Source organism: Pseudomonas peli (assembly GCF_900099645.1).
In the GTDB taxonomy this organism is placed as follows: Bacteria; Pseudomonadota; Gammaproteobacteria; order Pseudomonadales; family Pseudomonadaceae; genus Aquipseudomonas; species Aquipseudomonas peli.
Map to the genome: position 1 here is coordinate 378,453 of NZ_FMTL01000003.1, position 17,135 is coordinate 395,587.

General features: G+C 61.1%; 22 protein-coding genes. 12 read left to right on the forward strand and 10 right to left on the reverse strand.

Features of this window, described 5'->3' with window-relative positions; all coding sequences use genetic code 11:
- Positions 1–84: 84 nt before the first annotated feature.
- The 4 genes from BLO50_RS16350 to BLO50_RS16365 all read left to right on the forward strand — a co-directional run bounded on the left by BLO50_RS16350 (position 85) and on the right by BLO50_RS16365 (position 2,599).
- The gene (locus BLO50_RS16350) at positions 85–1,092 is read left to right on the forward strand and encodes a class 1 fructose-bisphosphatase (RefSeq protein ID WP_090254843.1); all 1,008 of its coding nucleotides are present in this window, start codon (positions 85–87) and stop codon (positions 1,090–1,092) included.
- Between the two features lie 3 nt (positions 1,093–1,095).
- Positions 1,096–1,713, forward strand: a complete 618-nt coding sequence (locus BLO50_RS16355) for a DUF924 family protein (RefSeq protein WP_090254845.1) — start codon at positions 1,096–1,098, stop codon at positions 1,711–1,713.
- A gap of 68 nt (positions 1,714–1,781) precedes the next feature.
- Entirely contained in the window at positions 1,782–2,036 is a 255-nt protein-coding gene (gene bamE, locus BLO50_RS16360) for an outer membrane protein assembly factor BamE domain-containing protein (RefSeq protein WP_090254847.1), read from the forward strand.
- On the forward strand, positions 2,036–2,599 hold the full coding sequence (locus BLO50_RS16365; protein ID WP_169852806.1) for a lipocalin family protein: 564 nt from the start codon (positions 2,036–2,038) through the stop codon (positions 2,597–2,599). Before bamE ends, BLO50_RS16365 begins: the two co-directional genes overlap by 1 nt.
- Before the next feature lie 7 nt (positions 2,600–2,606).
- Here BLO50_RS16365 and BLO50_RS16370 read toward each other — a convergent pair whose 3' ends face one another.
- Entirely contained in the window at positions 2,607–2,999 is a 393-nt protein-coding gene (locus BLO50_RS16370; RefSeq protein WP_425262273.1) for a DUF2141 domain-containing protein, read from the reverse strand.
- A gap of 85 nt (positions 3,000–3,084) precedes the next feature.
- Between BLO50_RS16370 and BLO50_RS16375 the strand changes: the two genes are divergently transcribed.
- From BLO50_RS16375 to darH, 4 genes are read left to right on the forward strand one after another with little or no spacing between them, the layout of a single operon-like run.
- Positions 3,085–4,002, forward strand: a complete 918-nt coding sequence (locus BLO50_RS16375) for a hypothetical protein (protein ID WP_090254853.1) — start codon at positions 3,085–3,087, stop codon at positions 4,000–4,002.
- Positions 4,003–4,021: 19 nt separating this feature from the next.
- Positions 4,022–5,188 (forward strand): beta-ketoacyl-ACP synthase III, encoded by a 1,167-nt coding sequence (locus tag BLO50_RS16380; protein ID WP_090254855.1) that lies wholly within the window; start codon positions 4,022–4,024, stop codon positions 5,186–5,188.
- Positions 5,185–5,592 carry a DarG family dialkylresorcinol biosynthesis protein gene (locus BLO50_RS16385; protein ID WP_090254857.1) on the forward strand — a complete coding sequence of 136 codons (408 nt, stop codon included), beginning with the start codon at positions 5,185–5,187 and terminating at the stop codon, positions 5,590–5,592. The genes BLO50_RS16380 and BLO50_RS16385 overlap by 4 nt, the downstream gene beginning before the upstream one ends.
- Positions 5,589–6,584: a BtrH-related acyltransferase DarH gene (gene darH / locus BLO50_RS16390; protein ID WP_090254859.1), complete on the forward strand. Its 996-nt coding sequence runs from the start codon at positions 5,589–5,591 to the stop codon at positions 6,582–6,584. The genes BLO50_RS16385 and darH overlap by 4 nt, the downstream gene beginning before the upstream one ends.
- A 65-nt stretch (positions 6,585–6,649) precedes the next feature.
- Here darH and BLO50_RS16395 read toward each other — a convergent pair whose 3' ends face one another.
- Genes BLO50_RS16395 through BLO50_RS16420 form a run of 6 tightly spaced genes read right to left on the reverse strand, consistent with a single transcriptional unit; the run spans position 6,650 to position 11,032 of the window.
- The gene (locus BLO50_RS16395; RefSeq protein WP_090254862.1) at positions 6,650–7,207 is read right to left on the reverse strand and encodes a hypothetical protein; all 558 of its coding nucleotides are present in this window, start codon (positions 7,205–7,207) and stop codon (positions 6,650–6,652) included.
- Positions 7,198–8,322: a beta-ketoacyl synthase N-terminal-like domain-containing protein gene (locus BLO50_RS16400; RefSeq protein WP_090254864.1), complete on the reverse strand. Its 1,125-nt coding sequence runs from the start codon at positions 8,320–8,322 to the stop codon at positions 7,198–7,200. The genes BLO50_RS16395 and BLO50_RS16400 overlap by 10 nt, the downstream gene beginning before the upstream one ends.
- The gene (locus tag BLO50_RS16405; RefSeq protein WP_090254866.1) at positions 8,319–8,585 is read right to left on the reverse strand and encodes an acyl carrier protein; all 267 of its coding nucleotides are present in this window, start codon (positions 8,583–8,585) and stop codon (positions 8,319–8,321) included. The genes BLO50_RS16400 and BLO50_RS16405 overlap by 4 nt, the downstream gene beginning before the upstream one ends.
- On the reverse strand, positions 8,567–9,751 hold the full coding sequence (locus BLO50_RS16410) for an ABC transporter permease (RefSeq protein WP_090254868.1): 1,185 nt from the start codon (positions 9,749–9,751) through the stop codon (positions 8,567–8,569). Before BLO50_RS16410 ends, BLO50_RS16405 begins: the two co-directional genes overlap by 19 nt.
- Positions 9,748–10,632 (reverse strand): ABC transporter ATP-binding protein, encoded by an 885-nt coding sequence (locus BLO50_RS16415; RefSeq protein WP_090254870.1) that lies wholly within the window; start codon positions 10,630–10,632, stop codon positions 9,748–9,750. Before BLO50_RS16415 ends, BLO50_RS16410 begins: the two co-directional genes overlap by 4 nt.
- Positions 10,625–11,032: a hotdog family protein gene (locus tag BLO50_RS16420; RefSeq protein ID WP_090254872.1), complete on the reverse strand. Its 408-nt coding sequence runs from the start codon at positions 11,030–11,032 to the stop codon at positions 10,625–10,627. The genes BLO50_RS16415 and BLO50_RS16420 overlap by 8 nt, the downstream gene beginning before the upstream one ends.
- Positions 11,033–11,133: 101 nt before the next feature.
- Between BLO50_RS16420 and BLO50_RS16425 the strand changes: the two genes are divergently transcribed.
- Both BLO50_RS16425 and BLO50_RS16430 read left to right on the forward strand, forming a co-directional pair.
- The gene (locus BLO50_RS16425) at positions 11,134–11,688 is read left to right on the forward strand and encodes a methyltransferase family protein (protein ID WP_090254874.1); all 555 of its coding nucleotides are present in this window, start codon (positions 11,134–11,136) and stop codon (positions 11,686–11,688) included.
- A gap of 120 nt (positions 11,689–11,808) precedes the next feature.
- Positions 11,809–13,728 (forward strand): autotransporter domain-containing SGNH/GDSL hydrolase family protein, encoded by a 1,920-nt coding sequence (locus tag BLO50_RS16430; protein WP_090254875.1) that lies wholly within the window; start codon positions 11,809–11,811, stop codon positions 13,726–13,728.
- 34 nt (positions 13,729–13,762) lie between these two features.
- Here BLO50_RS16430 and BLO50_RS16435 read toward each other — a convergent pair whose 3' ends face one another.
- Positions 13,763–14,197: a hypothetical protein gene (locus BLO50_RS16435; protein WP_090254877.1), complete on the reverse strand. Its 435-nt coding sequence runs from the start codon at positions 14,195–14,197 to the stop codon at positions 13,763–13,765.
- A gap of 123 nt (positions 14,198–14,320) precedes the next feature.
- Between BLO50_RS16435 and pip the strand changes: the two genes are divergently transcribed.
- Positions 14,321–15,292 (forward strand): prolyl aminopeptidase, encoded by a 972-nt coding sequence (gene pip / locus BLO50_RS16440; protein WP_090254878.1) that lies wholly within the window; start codon positions 14,321–14,323, stop codon positions 15,290–15,292.
- Complete coding sequence (gene dtd / locus BLO50_RS16445) at positions 15,289–15,726, forward strand: D-aminoacyl-tRNA deacylase (RefSeq protein ID WP_090254880.1); 438 nt, start codon at positions 15,289–15,291, stop codon at positions 15,724–15,726. The genes pip and dtd overlap by 4 nt, the downstream gene beginning before the upstream one ends.
- An 8-nt stretch (positions 15,727–15,734) precedes the next feature.
- On the opposite strand, the gene BLO50_RS16450 is transcribed toward dtd, so the two are convergent.
- Both BLO50_RS16450 and BLO50_RS16455 read right to left on the reverse strand, forming a co-directional pair.
- Complete coding sequence (locus tag BLO50_RS16450; protein WP_090254882.1) at positions 15,735–16,322, reverse strand: 2-hydroxychromene-2-carboxylate isomerase; 588 nt, start codon at positions 16,320–16,322, stop codon at positions 15,735–15,737.
- Positions 16,323–16,368: 46 nt separating this feature from the next.
- On the reverse strand, positions 16,369–17,097 hold the full coding sequence (locus BLO50_RS16455; protein WP_090254884.1) for an SDR family oxidoreductase: 729 nt from the start codon (positions 17,095–17,097) through the stop codon (positions 16,369–16,371).
- Positions 17,098–17,135: the final 38 nt, after the last annotated feature.

Below are 17,135 nucleotides of genomic sequence, written 5' to 3' on the forward strand. Positions count from 1 at the left end.
CAACTCCTTCCATCCAGTGCTAAAGCGCTTTCCCCGCTAAAAGGGTAAACTGCGCGCGATTTTTCTTCCTTCCCGGAGCCATCCATGTCCCGCGTTACCCTCAGCCGCTACCTGATCGAGCAGACCCGTTGCAACAACACCCCGGCCGATCTGCGTTTCCTTATTGAAGTGGTCGCACGGGCCTGTAAGGAAATCAGCCATCAGGTATCCAAGGGTGCACTGGGCGGCGTGTTGGGCAGCATGGGCACCGAGAACGTGCAGGGCGAAGTGCAGAAGAAACTCGACGTGATTTCCAACGAAATCCTGTTGGAAGCCAACGAGTGGGGCGGTCACCTGGCTGGCATGGCGTCCGAAGAAATGGACAATGCCTACCAGATTCCCGGTAAGTACCCGAAAGGCGCTTACCTGCTGGTTTTCGATCCGCTGGACGGCTCCAGCAACATTGATGTCAACGTTTCGGTCGGCACCATCTTCTCGGTGTTGCGTTGCCCGGATCGCAATGGTGATGAAGGCGACCTCGGTGAGGAAGCCTTCCTGCAGCCGGGTACCGAGCAGGTGGCGGCTGGTTACGCGATCTATGGCCCGCAGACCATGCTGCTGCTGACCCTTGGTGATGGCGTTAAAGGCTTTACCCTGGACCGTGAGCTGGGCAGCTTTGTGCTGACCCACGACAACATCAAGGTGCCGGAGTCGACCAAGGAATTCGCCATCAACATGTCCAACCAGCGCCACTGGGAGGCGCCGGTGCAGCGCTACGTCAGCGAGTTGCTGGCGGGCGAAGAAGGCCCGCTGGGCAAGAATTACAACATGCGTTGGATTGCCTCGATGGTGGCCGACGTGCATCGCATCCTCACCCGTGGCGGCGTGTTCATGTATCCGCGCGACAGCCGTGAGCCAGAGAAGCCGGGCAAGCTGCGCCTGATGTACGAAGCCAACCCGATGTCGATGATCATCGAGCAGGCTGGCGGCGTGGCCACCAACGGCTCCCAGCGCATTCTCGATATTCAGCCGACTTCCCTGCACCAGCGCGTCGCCGTCTTCCTGGGTTCTAAGGAAGAAGTGCTGCGCATCAGCGCCTATCACCGCGAGTAAGCGATGAGCGCGCCCTGGCAGCCGTTACTCGACTGGTGGTTCGGTGCGGCCGGCCGCGGCGCTGGCGTTACGGCTGTCGAGGTGGCTGCCAGTCGTACCGCGCTGTGGTTCGGCAAGCAGGACAGCCAGGATGACCAGGCGCGCGAGCAGTTTGGTGGGCTGGTTGAGCAAGCTCTGAGTAACCAGCTGCAAGACTGGCAGCACGAACCTGAAGGCTGGCTGGCAAACTTGCTGTTGCTCGATCAGCTGCCACGGATGATCTTTCGCGATACCCCGCGCGCTTTTGCTGGGGATCTGCTGGCTCGACCGTTGGCTCTGCACGGGTTGGCCCAGGGCTGGGATCAGCAACTGCCACCAATCCAGCGGGTATTTGCCTACCTGGTATTGGAGCACGCCGAAGAGCTGGCGCTGCAGGATCAGGCGGTGCAGCTGTTTGAGGCTTTACTCGAGCAAGCCGTTACGGCCGAACGCCAGCTGTTTGCCGGTTATCTGGATTTTGCCGAGCGTCATCAGCGAGTAATCGCGCGTTTTGGCCGCTTTCCCCACCGCAACCTGATTCTCGGGCGTACCTCCAGCGCCGAGGAATCTGCCTTTCTGTTGGAACCTGGCTCGCGCTTCTAGCATCCAAGCAGGCATGCTCGGTATTGCTATGCCAAGCTGGTCTTGGTTCTTTCCTCAGGAGTTTCCCCATGTCTCTGCGTGTCGTCGCACTACTCGCCGGTTGCCTGCTGCTGGCCGCCTGCAACAAGATCAATCAGGACAATTACACCCAGCTCAAGGCGGGCATGAGCAAGGATGAGGTTGAGAGCCTGCTGGGCAGTCCCGGCGAATGCGCCGGCGCGTTGGGTATGTCCAGCTGCACCTGGGGCGATGAACAGCGCTTTATCAGCGTCCAGTACGCTGGCGACAAGGTCATGATGTTCTCCGGCAAGGGGCTGAAGTGATGCGCCTGCTGGCGGCGTTGGCCGCAGCAGCGTTGTTGGTGGGTTGCGCCAACTCCGGCACGGGCGTGGTGCCGCCAAAGACGGTAGAGCAGGTCGACCTGCAGCGTTACCAAGGCACTTGGTACGAGCAGGCGCGTTTGCCGATGTTCTTTCAGCGCAACTGCGCGCAGTCTGAAGCGATCTATACGCTGCAGGATGATGGCGCGATTGGCGTGACCAACCGTTGCCGCACGTATGACGGCGATGTGCAGCAGGTGCAAGGTCAGGCCGTGGCGCAGGTGCCGGGCGAAACCAATAAGCTCTGGGTGCGTTTCGACAACTGGGCCAGCACCCTGCTGCCAGGGCTGACCAAGGGCGAGTATTGGGTGCTGTACCTGGATGACGATTACCAGGCTGCGCTGGTTGGGCACCCCAATCGCGAGTACCTCTGGCTGCTGACGCGCGATCAGGACATCAGTGCGCAACGTCGCGCCACTCTGCTTGAGGAAGCGCGCAGCCGTGGCTACGACACTCGCGCACTCATCTGGCGGCGGACGGATGCCGAGATGGCCTTGCAGCGTTAAGCGCCGCTTATTGCTTGGCTTTCGGGCTCTGCAGGCGGATATGCAACTGAGTGTCCGCCGTGCCGTGTTCAAACACGCTATCAGCTGGGGTCGGTTTGCCATTGAGCAGCGGTGGGTTGCTGGATAAACCCACCGGCTCAAGTGGAATGCCCCGCCGGCCTTGGTCGAGCAGGCCGTTGCCATTGCTGTCCTGGAACACCTGGATGGCGTAGCGGCCGGGCGGCACGCTATCCAAACGCAGCTCGCCTTCGTCACTCCGTTGCTGGCGCAGTGGTTGTTCGGGCCAGCGGTTTTGCTCGCCGCTCACCAGTGCTGCGTACACGGGGCCTGTGGCCTGTATGCCGCCGACTGTGACCAAGATGTCGCCAGCCTGGGCCGCTGAGCTGACCAGTAGCAGCAAAAGGCCAGTCTGATAGCCGGCCTTCTTTACGGTTTGAAGAATTCTCTGTGGCATAATCCGGGCATTTCGCAGGAAGTGGCTGGCGATGCGTCAGGTCTTGATCGTTCATTTTTCGCAAACCGGCCAGCTAGACAGGTTGGCACAATCGGTATGCGGACCTTTACAGCAATGCCGCGATATTCAGCTGGATTTTCTCACGCTGCAACCCGCGCAACCTTACCCGTTTCCTTGGCCGTTTCTCGGCTTTTTCCGGATTTTTCCGGAAACCGTGTTGATGCGCCCGCAGCCATTGCTGCCGTTGGCGGTCGATGCGAACAAGCGTTATGACCTGGTGATCCTCGCCTATCAGGTGTGGTTCTTGTCGCCCTCGCAACCGATGACGGCTTTTCTGGCCTCCCCTGAGGCGGCGAAGCTGCTCAAGGACACGCCGGTGGTGACGCTGATCGGCTGCCGCAACATGTGGCTGATGGCTCAAGAGAAGGTCAAGAAGCAGCTCACTGAACTGGGCGCGCGGCTGGTGGACAATATCGCCCTGACGGACGCTTGCGGAACAGCGGCGAGCTTTCTAGCAACGCCCTTGTGGCTGTTTACCGGACGGCAGAAGCCCTACAGCTGGGTGCCGCGCGCCGGTATCGATGAGGCGCAAATTAGCGCCACCAGCCGCTTTGGCGTGGCCATGAGGCAACGCTTAACGGCTGACAGCCTGCCGATTGAGCAACCCATGCTGACCGGGCTTGGTGCGGTGCGAGTAGATGAAAAGCTGATCGCCAGTGAGAGGGTCGGCAATCGCAGCTTCCAGTTATGGAGCCGCTTGCTGGCCGCTTTAGGCCCGCAGCAGAGCCGTCGGCGTGGCGCCGGGCTGGTGGTGTATATCGTCTTTCTGTTGTGCCTGATTGTCACGGTCGTGCCGCTCAGTGCCTTGCTTAAAAAATTGTTGGCGCCGCTGTTAAAAGAGCGCACCCAGCGTGAGAAGGCTTACTTTGCCGGCCCGTCTGGCGAGTGAAGTGACCCGAGGAAGTCCCGTGGTACAACCCGTATATATCAACCGCATCAGCGCCTTCCTGCCCCATGAGCCGGTCGACAACGAGCAGATGGAAGCACGCCTGGGCCTGGTCGGCGGCAAACCCTCGCGGGCGCGCAAGCTGATTTTGCGCAGCAATGGCATTGTGCAGCGTCACTATGTGATCGACCCGCAGACCGGCGCGCCGAGCATGAACAATGCTCAGGTCAGTGCGGCGGCGATTCGGGGACTGCTCGGTGGCGATTTCCAGCTGGATGACCTTGATTGCCTGGTGGCCAGCAGCGCTTCGCCGGATCAGGTCATGCCGGGCCATGCGGTGATGGTGCAAGGCGAGCTGGGCAATCCGCCGTGCGAAGTGGTGTCCACCGCCGGTATTTGCCTGTGCGGCATGACCGCGCTGAAATACGCCTGGATGAGCGTGGCCAATGGCGAAAGCCGCAACGCCGTAGCCTGCGGCTCGGAAGTGGCGTCGACTCTGATGCAGGCGAGCAATTTCAACGCCGAGTACGAGAGCCGCCTCGACGAGCTGGAAACCCACCCGGAAATTGCCTTCGAGAAGGACTTTCTACGCTGGATGCTCTCCGATGGCGCGGGTGCCGTGCTGCTGCAAGGCCAGCCGAACCGCACAGGCCTGAGCTTGCGCATCGACTGGATCGACATCTTCTCCTTTGCCGACCAGATGCCACCGTGCATGTACGCCGGCGCGGAGATGGTCGACGGTCAGCTGCAGGGCTGGAGCCGCTATGACGGCGGCGAGCGCAACCGCCGCTCGCTGATGGCGATCAAGCAGGATGTCAAACTGCTGAACGACAACATCGTCAAATACACCGTGGAAGAGACGCTGAAGCGCATCATGGCGCGCCGCGAGCTGCAGGCCGATGCGGTGGATTATTTCCTCCCGCACTACTCCTCCGAATTCTTTCGCGAGCGCCTCTCCGTAGGCCTGGCCAATGCCGGCTTGCCAATCCCGCAGGAACGCTGGTTTACCAACCTGACCCGCAAGGGCAATACCGGCGCCGCGTCGATCTTTATCATGCTTGATGAGTTGTTCAATTCAGGTAGCCTGCGCAGCGGCCAGCGTTTGCTCTGCTATGTGCCGGAAAGTGGGCGCTTCTCCAGCGCCTTTATGCAGTTGACAGTGGTTGGCCAGGACGGTGACAACACATGAAGCTCGATGAGGTTCCTCAGGACCACAGCTCCACTTACGGCGGCCATTGCAAGCTGGTTTATGCCGTGGATGCCAGCGGCCATTACCAGGGCGCGCAGAGCGATGGCTGGGAGCCGGAAGCTTTTGCCACTCAGCTGGCCGTAGCCGAACTGCAGGAGCAGGAAGCCGAGGCTGAGGCGGGCTGGCAGCGCGGTGAGCTGTCGCCGCTGAAGTGCCTGATGTACCGCTACCGCCTGGATGAGCCAGCGTTGGCGCAGATTACTGGGCTATGGCAGTGGCGCATTCGGCGGCACTTTCGCCCGGCGATTTACAAGACACTGTCGGCAGCCATCCTGGCGCGTTATGCGGACGCCTTCGGCCTGCCTGTTGAGCAGCTGATCACCTATCAAAAGGATTTGGCATGAGCAGTTTTCAGCATCAACAGAGCGCCCACTGCGAAAGCGGGGTGATGGCCAGTCTGTTGACCCATGCCGGTTTGCCGATGAGCGAGCCGATGGCGTTCGGTCTGGCCTCGGGCCTGGCGTTTGCCTACCTGCCGATCGTCAAACTCAGCGGCATGCCGCTGATTGCCTACCGCATGCCGCCTAAACACCTGATCAAGACCCTGAGCAAACGCCTGGGGGCGAAGCTGCACACGCGCACCTTCGGCGATCCCGAGCAGGGCCGTCGTGAGCTGGATGCAGCGTTGGACAGTGGCCGTCTGGCCGGGCTGCAGAGTTCGGTGTTCTGGCTGCCGTATTTCCCGCCGGAGATGCGTTTTCACTTCAATGCGCACAACCTGCTGGCCTATGGCCGCGAGGGCAATGACTACCTGATCAGCGATCCGGTGTTCGAAGCGCCCGTGCGCTGCGCCGCCGAAGACCTGCAGAAGGCGCGTTTTGCCAAAGGGGCGCTGGCCGCCAAGGGGCTGATGTACTGGCTCGATGATGTGCCGCTGGAGCAGGACTGGAACAAACTGATCCGCCAGAGCGTGCTGTCCACCACACGGATTCTCGATGGCATGCCGCTGCCGTGGATCGGTATTCGCGGTATTCAGCACCTGGCCAAGCAGATCGACAAGCTCCATCCCGCGCAGAGCAAGTACAACCGCCTGTACCTGACCCATATTGTGCGTATGCAGGAAGAAATCGGCACCGGCGGCGCGGGTTTCCGCTTTATGTATGCGAGCTTTTTGCAGGAGGCTGGCGAGAAGCTGGGCGACAACAACCTGCAGGAGGCCTCGGCGCAGCTGACCGCCATCGGCGACCAGTGGCGTCAATTTGCCTCGGCTTGCGTGCGCGCCAGCCGCAACAAGGGCGAGACGCCCAATTTCGCGCCCATCGCCGAGAGTCTGCGTGGCATTGCCCTGCAGGAACGCGGGTTGATGAAAGAGCTGGCGGCTTGGAGCAAGCGCTAGAGTGGATCGCGCTGTATCGATCCACTGTTCAACGCCGCTGGTGGATGAACGCGGCGTCATCCGCCTTACAGCTTGATACGCAGCACTTCGGTATCTGCACTTAACTCGGCAAAACTGTTGGCGTAAGCGCCAGCAGTTGCACCTTCTAGCAGCACCGCCTGCACACAGAAATCCCCGTGCTCATCGCAGACCAGCAGCAACGCCTGCTCGATGAGGCCGTCCTGCAAATCCAGATTGGCCAGGGCCTGTAGTTGCATCCAGACCTGTGCGCCAGCACCGATAAACAGGTTTGGCCCCTCGAGGCTCAGCTGTTGGGCGATATGAAATCCGGCGGCATTGCTCACGCTGTTCACGAACTCGAAAGGCTTGGGCTGCTTGTGCTGCACGCACACGGCCTCCAGTAACGCGCCCATGGTGGCCCGCGCCGGGTGCGCCGAAGCCAGGTACAGGCCGCAGTTGCTGCGCACATGGCTTTTCAGCGGTGCGGCGGCCAGCAGGCATTGCAGAATCAGCCGGTCGATACGCCGTGGCGGGCTGTCGAGCCACTGCCCGAGGGCGGTCTTCAGCTGTTTATCATCCATGCTGGCCAGGCCGTGGATCTCACAGGCAGCGATTACCGGCATGCTAAATCTCCCTGAGCGCAGCCTTGTAAAACCAGGCTGGCATTATTGCCGCCAAAACCGAAGAAGTTGGTCAGCAGCAGGCTGTCGGCCGCCAAGGCTTGCGGTTCTGCGCTAAAGGGCAGCAGGGCTTCGCTGGCGTAGTCCACGGCTGGAAGTGCGCCCAGCTGCAGGGTTTTGAGCAACAGCAGGCTTTCACTCAGGCCGCAGGCCCCCAGGGTGTGGCCGAGCCAGGGTTTAAGCAGGCTCAGGGCCGGCATCTGTTCGCCATACAGCCGGCGCATGCCGTTGCTTTCGGCTTCATCGTTGGCGCTGGTGGCGGTGCCGTGCAGTTTCACCAGATTGATCTGCGCCGCCGAGCAGCCGGCACTGTTGAGCGCCTGTTGCATGACCCAGTGGATATGGCTGCCATCTTCGCGGGTGGTGGTCAGGCTGCTGGTGTCGCACGCACTGAAACCACCGAGCAGGCGCGCCAACGGTGCGTCACCGGGTTCGTGGCTGAGCAGCGCTGCGGCATAGGCTTCGCCCAGCAAAAGGCCATCGCGTTCAGGGTGGAAGGGGCGGTATTTACCGCTGGCGCTGGTCAGCATCAGCGCGCCGAATCCCTGCATAGCGATAGCGCTGGGTGTCTCGAAACTCAGCACCAGGGTGCGGGCATACTGGCCTGCGTTGATCAGGCGGGCGCCGTACAACAGGCCATTAGCCGCGCTGGTGCAGGCGGTGTTGAGGGTAAAGGCAGCGGCAAACCCCCAACGCTGGCGTAGTTGGTGGGCCAGCATGTTGAGGGATGTTGAGTCATCTGGGCAAAAGCCCTGGCGTTCGGTGGTCAGGGCTTCCAGCTCACTGATATCCAGGCTGGTGCTGGCGACAATCAGCAGGCAGTCGTCGAGTGTTTGCGGTGGGACGCCGAGGGTCTCAGCCAGCAGGCGATCCAGGCGCTCACTCAGACTTTCGCCAGTTTTAGCTGCATAAAGGTACGTGCGCGGTTCCTGCACTTCATGCAGTACGAAGGGCTCGCCCTGAGGTGCCTGGCCGCGTTGTAGGGCCTGGGCGGCATGGTGCAGGTCATCACCCAGGGCGCAGTGCAGGGCGGCGCGTTGCAGGTAGATGGGGGTCACTGCTGCTGCCTGATGTAGGCGGCGATGCTGGCGATAGTGCCGAGGATGCGTCGACCGTCCTTGGCACCCTCAATGCGCACACCGTAGTGCTGCTGCAGCGCCAGGGATACTTGCAGAGCATCCAGGCTGTCCATGGCAATACGGCTTTTGCCGCCGAACAGTGGCTCGTCATCGCTGATGCTTTGCCAGTCGATATCGTCTTCCTTGTCGCACTCGCGAATCAGCAGTTGTTTGAGTTGTTGTTCTAGTAGTGAGTGGTCCATTGCGTGCGCTGTACTCGTCGGGTGAACAGAAGCAGCCCAGCCATGCCGCATACGGCTGCAAACAGCAGCAGGCGCGCGCAGTAGGGGGCGATGTCGGCCAGTGAGCCGTGGCCCACCAGCAGGGTGAGGAAGGCGTCCAGCGCCCAGCTCATGGGGGAGATTTCCGCCAGTTGGGCCATGGCCGCCGGCATCACACTTTTCGGCACCATGATCCCGCCAATTGCGGCCAGCAGGATATTGATGCCGCCGCCGAGCAGCAGTGCCTGTTCGCTGCTGCGCGCCAACGCGGCGAGCAACAGGCCCAAACTGCAGGTGGCAAGCGCCACACTGATGGCCAGCAGCGGATACGCCACGGCGCTACCGGGCAGGCTAAGCGCCGGCAGACCAAGCAGTGGCAGGCCGTAGACGCCAATACTCAGCAGCAGAGCGAACTGCAGCAGGTTGATGGCGAAGTACGGCAGCAGTTTGCTCAACACCAGGGTGCCAAGGTTCAGCCCGAGGCAGCGCAGGCGCAGCAGGGTGCCGCTTTGTTGTTCGCGCTGAAAGCCACCGGCCATGGGCAGCACGACGAAGAACATGCCGAAAATCAGCCAGGCCGGCACGCTCAGTTGAGTGGCATTGGCGCGGCCGCTGAGGTCGCCGCTGGCCAGTTGTTCCTGTTCATTGATCTGGCTCTGGGTGCGCTGCTGCACCACTTTCAAACGTTCAGCACGGCTGAGTTCGGCATCAACTACGCCGCTGTCTTCCAGATAGGCCAGCAGCCGGGTCTGCGCCAAGGCGATGCTCACCGCGCTTTGCAGGCGCTGGCGCGAGAGTTTGTCGAACTGTGCCGGGTAGCTCAGGCTCGGCCCTTGATGTGGGCTGTCCAGCAGCGTGTCAGCGAAGTCTGCGGGCAGGCGCACGCGGGCCAGACGTTCGTCGCTGTTTGTGAGCAGCGTACTGTCCGCCAGTTGCGCCTGCAGAGCGTCGCGGAAGAACTGGCTGGCGTCGCCCTGTGGTGCGTCGATAAGCAGGCGTAGCGCAGGTGGCTTATCCTGCATATAGCTGGACATTGCCCCGGCCATCAGCAGCAGAAACAGCGTCGGCATAATAAACAGCACGGCCAACGCATGCGGGTCGCGCAGCAGCAGCCGCACTTCTTTGCGTACCAGCGCCCAGAGCCTCATAGCCGGCCTCCGTTCAGGCGCAGGTAGAACTGCTCGAGCGACGGGCGACCGAAGCGCAGCAGGTTGGGCAGGCCATCCTGCGCAGTAACAAATTCGGTGATCGCCAGCAGCTGTTGGCCATTCAGGGATGCGATACGCAGGCCCTTGGGTAGCACTTCGCCCGTCAGTTGCAGGCTCGCGAGCAGTTGGTTAAGGCCTGCCGGTATGGCGTCCGGCCATTCCAGCAGCAGACCGTGGTCGTCACCGAGCAACTGACGTTTGTCCAGATCCAGGCGTACCTGGCCTTCGTGCAGCAGCAGAATGCGCTGGGCGACCCGCTCGACTTCTTCCAGATAGTGGCTGGTGTAGATCACCGCCTTACCATCGGCGGTCAGCTGCTCCACGGCAGCCAGCAGCTGTTGGCGACTCGCGGCGTCGACGCCCACGGTAGCTTCATCGAATAAATAGAGATCAGCGGGTTGCAGCAGGCCGATGGCGAAATTCAGCCGCCGCTGTTCGCCGCCGGACAGCTGCTCGCTGCGCCGCGTCAGCTTGTCTTCCAGTGCACAAATATCGATGCATTGCTGCAGGCGCTGCCGGCGTTCGGCACCGCGCAGGCGATACAGGTCGGCAAACAGTTCGAGGTTCTCGCACACCTTGAGCCCGGCATAGAAGGCCAGCTGTTGCGGCACTAGGCCGAGCCTGGGTTGGCCCTCCCAGCGCAGCTCACCCTGCTGCAACGCCAGCACGCCGCTCAGCAGCGACAGTAAGGTGGTTTTGCCGGCGCCATTGCTGCCCAGCAGGCCCAGGCATTCGCCGGCCTGCAGCTGCAGGTCGATACCCTGCAGCGCCGCGCGGCTGGTGCCTGGGTAGCTGTGGACGACATTGCGCAGCTCAAGCATGGATCAACACCAGCAGCAGTTTGCCGTCGAGCAGCAGATGTTCGTCGCTGTGGATGCTGAAGGCATACAGCGCACCTGCCGGGCTTAGCGCCTCCTGCTGGGCACTGACCTGCAATGCGCCACTGCGCTGAGCTGGCTCGTGGTGCAGCTGCAGCTGCGAGAGCTTGCCGACCAGGGCCATTTCAATGGCATTGCTGTCGCCGTATAAGGCACCATGCGCGGCGCACAACTGGGCCGCTGCCTCGAACAGCAGGCAGGGCGAGGCCGCTGGGCCGAAGGCATCTAGATAGCGCCAGGCACTCAGGCCCTGAATGCTCAGGCTGTCATGCGCCAACAGGTCGTCCAGCCAGAGAGCTGGGCCTTGATGGGGCAGCAGGCTGTGCAGTTGAGTGCGATCCATTGCGGGCGGCCGAGGCAAAGAGGTCGGCAGTGTAACAGAGGGGCTGCAAGTCACGCAGTGCCTGGGTTTGGCAGGCCAGCGAGCAAAATTGGAGAGGTTCTATGGCGTGGTTGCAAGGGGGCGCTTTTGCGCTGGGGACGCTGGTGTTGGTGGCGCTGTCCTGGCGGGCATTGCAGCGGCCCAAGTCCCACGGCTTCTACCGTTTTTTTGCCTGGGAGGCGATCCTGGCGTTACTGGTGCTCAACGGGCCGCAGTGGTTTGTCGACCGTTTTTCCACTCATCAGCTGGTGTCCTGGGTCCTGCTATTCGCTTCGCTGCTGGTGCTGTTTCCCGGTCTTTATCAATTGCGCCGCATGGGGCGCCCGAACGAGCAGCGCACGGATGCCGAGCTGTTTGCCTTCGAACGCACCTCGCAGCTGGTGACCAGCGGCATCTACAGTCACATCCGCCACCCGTTGTACGCCTCGCTGCTATTGTTGGCCTGGGGCGTGGCCTGCAAGCAGCCCAATGGCCTGAGCCTGGTTCTGGCGCTGCTGGCCAGCCTGACACTCTGGCTGACTGCCAAGCGCGACGAAGCTGAATGTCTGCAGCAGTTTGGCGAGGCATACCGCGACTATATGCAGCGCAGCAGAATGTTTATTCCCTGGGTGATATAGCGCTATTCAACCGCTGAATAGGCTTTCTATTTACCCGTTTGGGTGAGAGCCGCGTGCGCGGGTTCTCATTAGTCTCCTTCGCTTGCCTGTGTAGGGCATCACAATAAGAAGGGGAACCCCATGAGTCATCCATTGAAAGCCTTGAGCGCTGCTGTGCTGCTGGCGAGTCTGTCTGCAGCGTCACAAGCCATGCCTTATTCGCAGTTGATCATTTTTGGCGATTCCTTGAGCGACAGTGGGCAGTTTCCGGATCTGGGTAGCCCTTTACTGGGGGGGAACCCGACTGGAGGGGTGCGCTTTACCAACCGCACTGGACCGAACTACTTAGGCAATAACCGCGAGTACTTCGACACGGTTGCCACCCAGCGTTTGGCTTCCCTGCTAGGCCTACAGGCGCTGCCCTCGACACCCATTCTGCCGCAGATCCTGACTGGTAACGCCGATGGCACCAACTATGCCGTGGGCGGCTATCGCACTGATCAGATCCTGAGTTCGATCACCGCGGCCAATGGTTCTGTGGTCGATGCTGGCGGCGGCATCAGTCGTACTCGTAATGGGTATCTGGTAGATGTGCCACGCGTTGATCCCGATGCGTTGTTCTACATCAATGGTGGTGGCAACGATGTGCTGCAGTTTGTTGTGACTGACCAGGCAAGCGCTGCGGCTGCAGCGGCTGATTTGGTCGCGGGGGTAGCGGCTCTTCAGGCTGCAGGTGCACGCACCATCATTGTCTCCGATCTACCTGACGTCGGCTTGACGCCTGCGGGTTTCGCCACCGGCTTCCGCGCGGCCTGGTCGAATGCATCAGGGCTGCTCAACGATGAGTTGGGTACTCAGTTGGCTGCATTGGGCGGCAACGTCATTCGCCTCAATTTCCGCGGGTTGCTTACCGAGGTGAAGGCTGAACTGGCCTCTTTCGGCTTCGACCCCTTGGTGGCGCAGACTGATGTCTGCTTCAGCGGCAGTAGTTGCCTGGCCGATCCGACCTGGGGCATCACAGGGCTCACGCCCAACCCTGACCGCTTGATGTTCAATGACGGGGTGCACCCGACTGCAGCCGTGCAACAGATCAGTGCGGATTATATTTTTTCGATACTGGGCGCGCCCTGGGAAGTGTCCCTGCTGCCGGAAATGGCGATGGCCAGCCTGAATGCCCATCAGCAGCAATTGCGCAGTGAGTGGCAGACAGATCGCGGCCTTTGGCAGGCTCAGGGCCAGTGGCGTAGTTTTGTCATGGCCAGCGGCATGCGTCAGCAGTTTCAGCGTGATGCTGTCACGAGTGGTGGTGACAGTGATGGCTTGGGCGTCCACCTGGGCGGTAGTTACCGCTTCGATGAAAACTGGCGCTTCGGCCTCTCGCTGGGCTTACAGCATCAGCAATTGGAAAGCGACAACGATTCCGAGTACGACCTGCGCAGCTATTTGCTCAGCGCCTTTTCCCAGTACCAAAAGGAGCGTCTGTGGGCTGATGCCAGCCTGAGTCTGGGGCAGCTGGACTACAGCGACCTCAATCGTCAGTTTGCTCTGGGGATTGCCGAGCGCCGCGAGAAAGGCGATACCGATGGCAAGCTCTATGCGCTGTCTGCGCGAATTGGTTATGACCTGGCCAATGCCGGCACTGACTGGCGTGTCAGCCCCTTTATCAGTGCCGATCTGGCACGGGTGGATGTCGATGGTTATGCCGAGCAGGGCAACAGTTCCACGGCACTCAACTTTGGCGATCAGCAGCGTGACAGTCGCCGCTTGGGTATAGGCCTGCAGCTTAATTATCAATTGAGCAACAGCACCCAGCTGTATGCCGAGGTCGCCCGTGAACGCGAGTTCGAGGACGACCGGCGTGACTTGAAAATGGGGCTTAACTCCGTGTCGGGCAATCAATTCGAACTGCAGGGGCATACGCCAGCCAATGGACAGACCTTGGCCAGCCTCGGGGTACAGCATGTGCTCGGGAATGAGTTAAAGCTGAGCGCGGGCTATAACTTCCGTGGCACTTCAGACCGCCAGCACGGCATTAACCTTGGGCTCAGCTTAGACTGGTAACTCTGTTAGCCGCCCGCAGTTTGTCTGCGGGCGGTTATTGCCAGTTCAGCCGCGCCAGCTTCCATTCATCGCCTTCAAGCCACCACTCCATCTTCACGTTGTAGTGACGTGCACTGTCGGGGATCAGACTCTCTGCACCGGCCAGGGCGACCTGTGCTTCGGTGTGGCCTTTTTCGCGGTAGGTCGTGTCGAGGTAGCTGTTCTTGCTCAGGGCCAGCACCTTGATGTTCTTGTGGCGCATAAACAGCAGCAACATGGTGCGCTGCGCCCACTCACGGTCAAATTCGCCTTGGGCCGAGAACTGTGGGTGCAGCTGGTCGAGTACCGCGTTGTTCTTCTTCGCTTCCAGATTGTCCTGCAGTTGCTGCAAGGCTGCTTCCAGCGCGGCCTGCGGATCATCTTTGGCACCGCAACCGGCGAGCAGGGTGCAAAACAGTAGGAAAGCTAAGGCAAATATCCGTGTTGGCATGCTGAACTCCTTTTTCATGGTTATGATGCCCGGCAGAGCTTAAAGCGGTTGCGCCCGTGGGTGTTCGGCGCAAGGCCGTCGACGTTACGCCGCGCATTATTCAGGTCAAGTCAGGAGCATGCCATGCAGACCTTGTATCCGGAGATTAAACCCTACGCCCGTCATGAGCTGGCGGTGCAGGCGCCGCACGTGCTGTATGTCGACGAGAGTGGTTCGCCGGATGGTCTACCTGTGGTGTTCATTCATGGCGGCCCGGGCGCCGGCTGCGACGCGGCGAGCCGGCGCTATTTCGACCCCAACCTGTACCGTATTGTCACCTTCGATCAGCGTGGCTGCGGCCGTTCCACACCGCACGCCAGCCTGGAGAACAACACCACTCAGGCACTGATCGCTGACATGGAGCAGATCCGCGAGCACCTCGGCATCGACAAATGGGTGCTGTTCGGCGGCTCATGGGGTTCGACCCTGGCGCTGGCTTATGCTCAGGCTCATCCGCAGCGCGTGCATGGGCTGATTCTGCGCGGCATCTTTCTGTGTCGCCCGCAGGAAATTCAGTGGTTCTACCAGGAAGGGGCGAGCCGCCTGTTCCCCGATTACTGGGAGGATTACCTCGCGCCGATCCCAGCGGATGAGCGCGGTGATCTGGTACAGGCCTTCTACAAACGCCTGACCGGCCCGGATCAGATAGCCCAGATGCATGCCGCCAAAGCTTGGTCGACCTGGGAAGGGCGTACTGCCACCCTGCGCCCCAATCCGCAGGTGGTCGACCGTTTCAGTGACGCCCACCGCGCGCTGTCGATTGCCCGCATCGAATGCCATTACTTCGTCAATAACGCCTTCCTCGAAACCGATCAGCTGCTGCGCGACATGCCGAAGATTGCCCACTTGCCCGGGGTGATCGTACACGGCCGCTATGACGTGATCTGCCCACTGGACAACGCCTGGGCGCTGCACCAGGCCTGGCCTAACAGCGAGCTGCAGATCATCCGTGATGCGGGGCATTCGGCCGCAGAAGTCGGCATTACCGATGCCCTGGTGCGTGCGGCGGACGACCTGGCGCGGCGCCTACTCAACCTGTCTCCGGACGAAGCATGAAGGCACTGATTCAACGGGTGCGTGGCGCCCGAGTAGAAGTGGCGGGTGAGGTAGTTGGCGCGATTGATCAGGGCCTGCTGGCGCTGGTGGGCGTCGAGCCGCAGGACACCCCGGCCAGTGTCGAGAAAATTCTGCACAAGCTGCTCAACTACCGCGTGTTCAGCGATGCGGCTGGCAAGATGAACCTGTCGCTCAGCGATAGTGGCGGCGGCTTGCTGCTGGTGTCGCAATTCACCCTGGCCGCCGACACCAAGAGCGGCCTGCGCCCAAGCTTTTCCAGTGCCGCAGCACCGGCGCTGGGCGCGGAGCTGTTCGACCTACTGGTTACCCAGGCCCGCGGCAAACACTCGCAGGTTGCCACTGGCCGGTTCGGTGCCGATATGCAGGTGCATCTGGTCAATGACGGGCCGGTGACCTTTCTGCTGGAGAGCTAGCGGCGCTGCTAGCGCGCAAGGGCTTCGGCGACAAAGTCCAGGCGGTCCTGGCCGAAGTGCATCTCCTGGCCGATGAAGAACGTCGGTGCGCCAAACACGCCGCGCTTGATCGCTTCTTCAGTGGTGGCCTTGAGGCGTTCCTTCACCGCTTCATCGCTGACCAGTTGCTCAAACTCACTCAGGTCGAAACCCGCGTTGCTCAATACCTCGGCCACGACCTCGGGCTTGCTGAGGTTTTTCTGTTGCACCCACAGCGCTTCGAAGAGGGTTTTCACATAGTGCTCGAAGCGTTCGCTGCCCTGATAACCTGCTGCGCCGCGCATCAGGGTGAGGGTGTTGATCGGGAAGTGCGGATTGAAGGCCATTGGCACGCCATAGCGGCTGGCAAAGCGTGCGAGGTCCCTGAGCATCCAGGCGCCCTTGCTCGGGATCATGACCGGCGACTGGTTGCCGGTGGCTTTGAATACGCCACCGAGCAACATCGGTCGCCAGATAAGCTGCGCGCCGGCTTCGCGGGCGATTCGCGGCACCTGGGTCCAGGCCAGGTAGCTGGCTGGGCTGCCGAAATCGAAAAAGAATTCCAGGGTTTTGCTCATTGCATGCTCCTTTGGGAGATTCTGTTATTGGGCGAGCGCGCAGTCGTTAGAACGTCTCAGACCATGGCCGCAGATCCAGCTCATGCACCCAGCAATCACGAGGCTGGCAATGGATCTGCCAGTAGGTGTCAGCGATGTGGTCGGGATTGAGAATACCGTCCTGATCCTTGAGCTGGTATAGCTGCGGAAAGGTGTCGCGGATAAACGCGGTATCGATGGCCCCGTCGATAATCGGGTGGGCGACATGAATGCCCTTGGGGCCGAGTTCGCGGGCCATGCTTTGAGCCAGCGCGCGCAAGGCGAACTTGGCGCTGGCGAAGGCAGAGAAGTTGGCCCGGCCGCGCAAGGAAGCGGTGGCGCCGGTAAAGATGATCGTGCCCTGGCCACGCAGCAGCATCACTTTGGCGGCTTCACGGCCGGTGAGAAAACCGGCCAGCGCGGCCATTTCCCAGACCTTGCGGTAGACCCGCTCGGTGGTTTCGGTGATGGAAAACTGCACGTTGGCGCCGATGTTGAATACCACCGCATGCAGCGGGCCGACCTCGCGCTCAATGGTGGCGAACAGCTCGACCACCTGCTCCTCGACGCGTGCATCACAGCCAAAGGCCCGCGCACTGCCACCGGCGGCTTCAATTTCCGCCACCAATGGCAAGAGTTTCTCGGCATTGCGTCGTGCCACGCATGCGACATAACCCTCGCGGGCGAAGCGTTTGGCGATGGCGCCGCCGGTGGCGTCACCAGCGCCGACGACCAGAATTGCTTTACGTTCGCTCATTGCAGTCTCCGTCAGTTCTATTTTGGAACCTTGTCTGA

Bases quoted from the DNA above. Each gene is read 5' to 3' on its own strand.
- BLO50_RS16350 (WP_090254843.1), top strand. From the start codon at position 85: ATGTCCCGCGTTACCCTCAGCCGCTACCTGATCGAGCAGACCCGTTGC.
- BLO50_RS16355 (WP_090254845.1), top strand. From the start codon at position 1,096: ATGAGCGCGCCCTGGCAGCCGTTACTCGACTGGTGGTTCGGTGCGGCC.
- bamE (WP_090254847.1), top strand. From the start codon at position 1,782: ATGTCTCTGCGTGTCGTCGCACTACTCGCCGGTTGCCTGCTGCTGGCC.
- BLO50_RS16365 (WP_169852806.1), top strand. From the start codon at position 2,036: ATGCGCCTGCTGGCGGCGTTGGCCGCAGCAGCGTTGTTGGTGGGTTGC.
- BLO50_RS16375 (WP_090254853.1), top strand. From the start codon at position 3,085: ATGCGTCAGGTCTTGATCGTTCATTTTTCGCAAACCGGCCAGCTAGAC.
- BLO50_RS16385 (WP_090254857.1), top strand. From the start codon at position 5,185: ATGAAGCTCGATGAGGTTCCTCAGGACCACAGCTCCACTTACGGCGGC.
- darH (WP_090254859.1), top strand. From the start codon at position 5,589: ATGAGCAGTTTTCAGCATCAACAGAGCGCCCACTGCGAAAGCGGGGTG.
- BLO50_RS16395 (WP_090254862.1), bottom strand. From the start codon at position 7,207: ATGCCGGTAATCGCTGCCTGTGAGATCCACGGCCTGGCCAGCATGGAT.
- BLO50_RS16405 (WP_090254866.1), bottom strand. From the start codon at position 8,585: ATGGACCACTCACTACTAGAACAACAACTCAAACAACTGCTGATTCGC.
- BLO50_RS16410 (WP_090254868.1), bottom strand. From the start codon at position 9,751: ATGAGGCTCTGGGCGCTGGTACGCAAAGAAGTGCGGCTGCTGCTGCGC.
- BLO50_RS16415 (WP_090254870.1), bottom strand. From the start codon at position 10,632: ATGCTTGAGCTGCGCAATGTCGTCCACAGCTACCCAGGCACCAGCCGC.
- BLO50_RS16420 (WP_090254872.1), bottom strand. From the start codon at position 11,032: ATGGATCGCACTCAACTGCACAGCCTGCTGCCCCATCAAGGCCCAGCT.
- BLO50_RS16425 (WP_090254874.1), top strand. From the start codon at position 11,134: ATGGCGTGGTTGCAAGGGGGCGCTTTTGCGCTGGGGACGCTGGTGTTG.
- BLO50_RS16430 (WP_090254875.1), top strand. From the start codon at position 11,809: ATGAGTCATCCATTGAAAGCCTTGAGCGCTGCTGTGCTGCTGGCGAGT.
- BLO50_RS16435 (WP_090254877.1), bottom strand. From the start codon at position 14,197: ATGCCAACACGGATATTTGCCTTAGCTTTCCTACTGTTTTGCACCCTG.
- pip (WP_090254878.1), top strand. From the start codon at position 14,321: ATGCAGACCTTGTATCCGGAGATTAAACCCTACGCCCGTCATGAGCTG.
- dtd (WP_090254880.1), top strand. From the start codon at position 15,289: ATGAAGGCACTGATTCAACGGGTGCGTGGCGCCCGAGTAGAAGTGGCG.
- BLO50_RS16450 (WP_090254882.1), bottom strand. From the start codon at position 16,322: ATGAGCAAAACCCTGGAATTCTTTTTCGATTTCGGCAGCCCAGCCAGC.
- BLO50_RS16455 (WP_090254884.1), bottom strand. From the start codon at position 17,097: ATGAGCGAACGTAAAGCAATTCTGGTCGTCGGCGCTGGTGACGCCACC.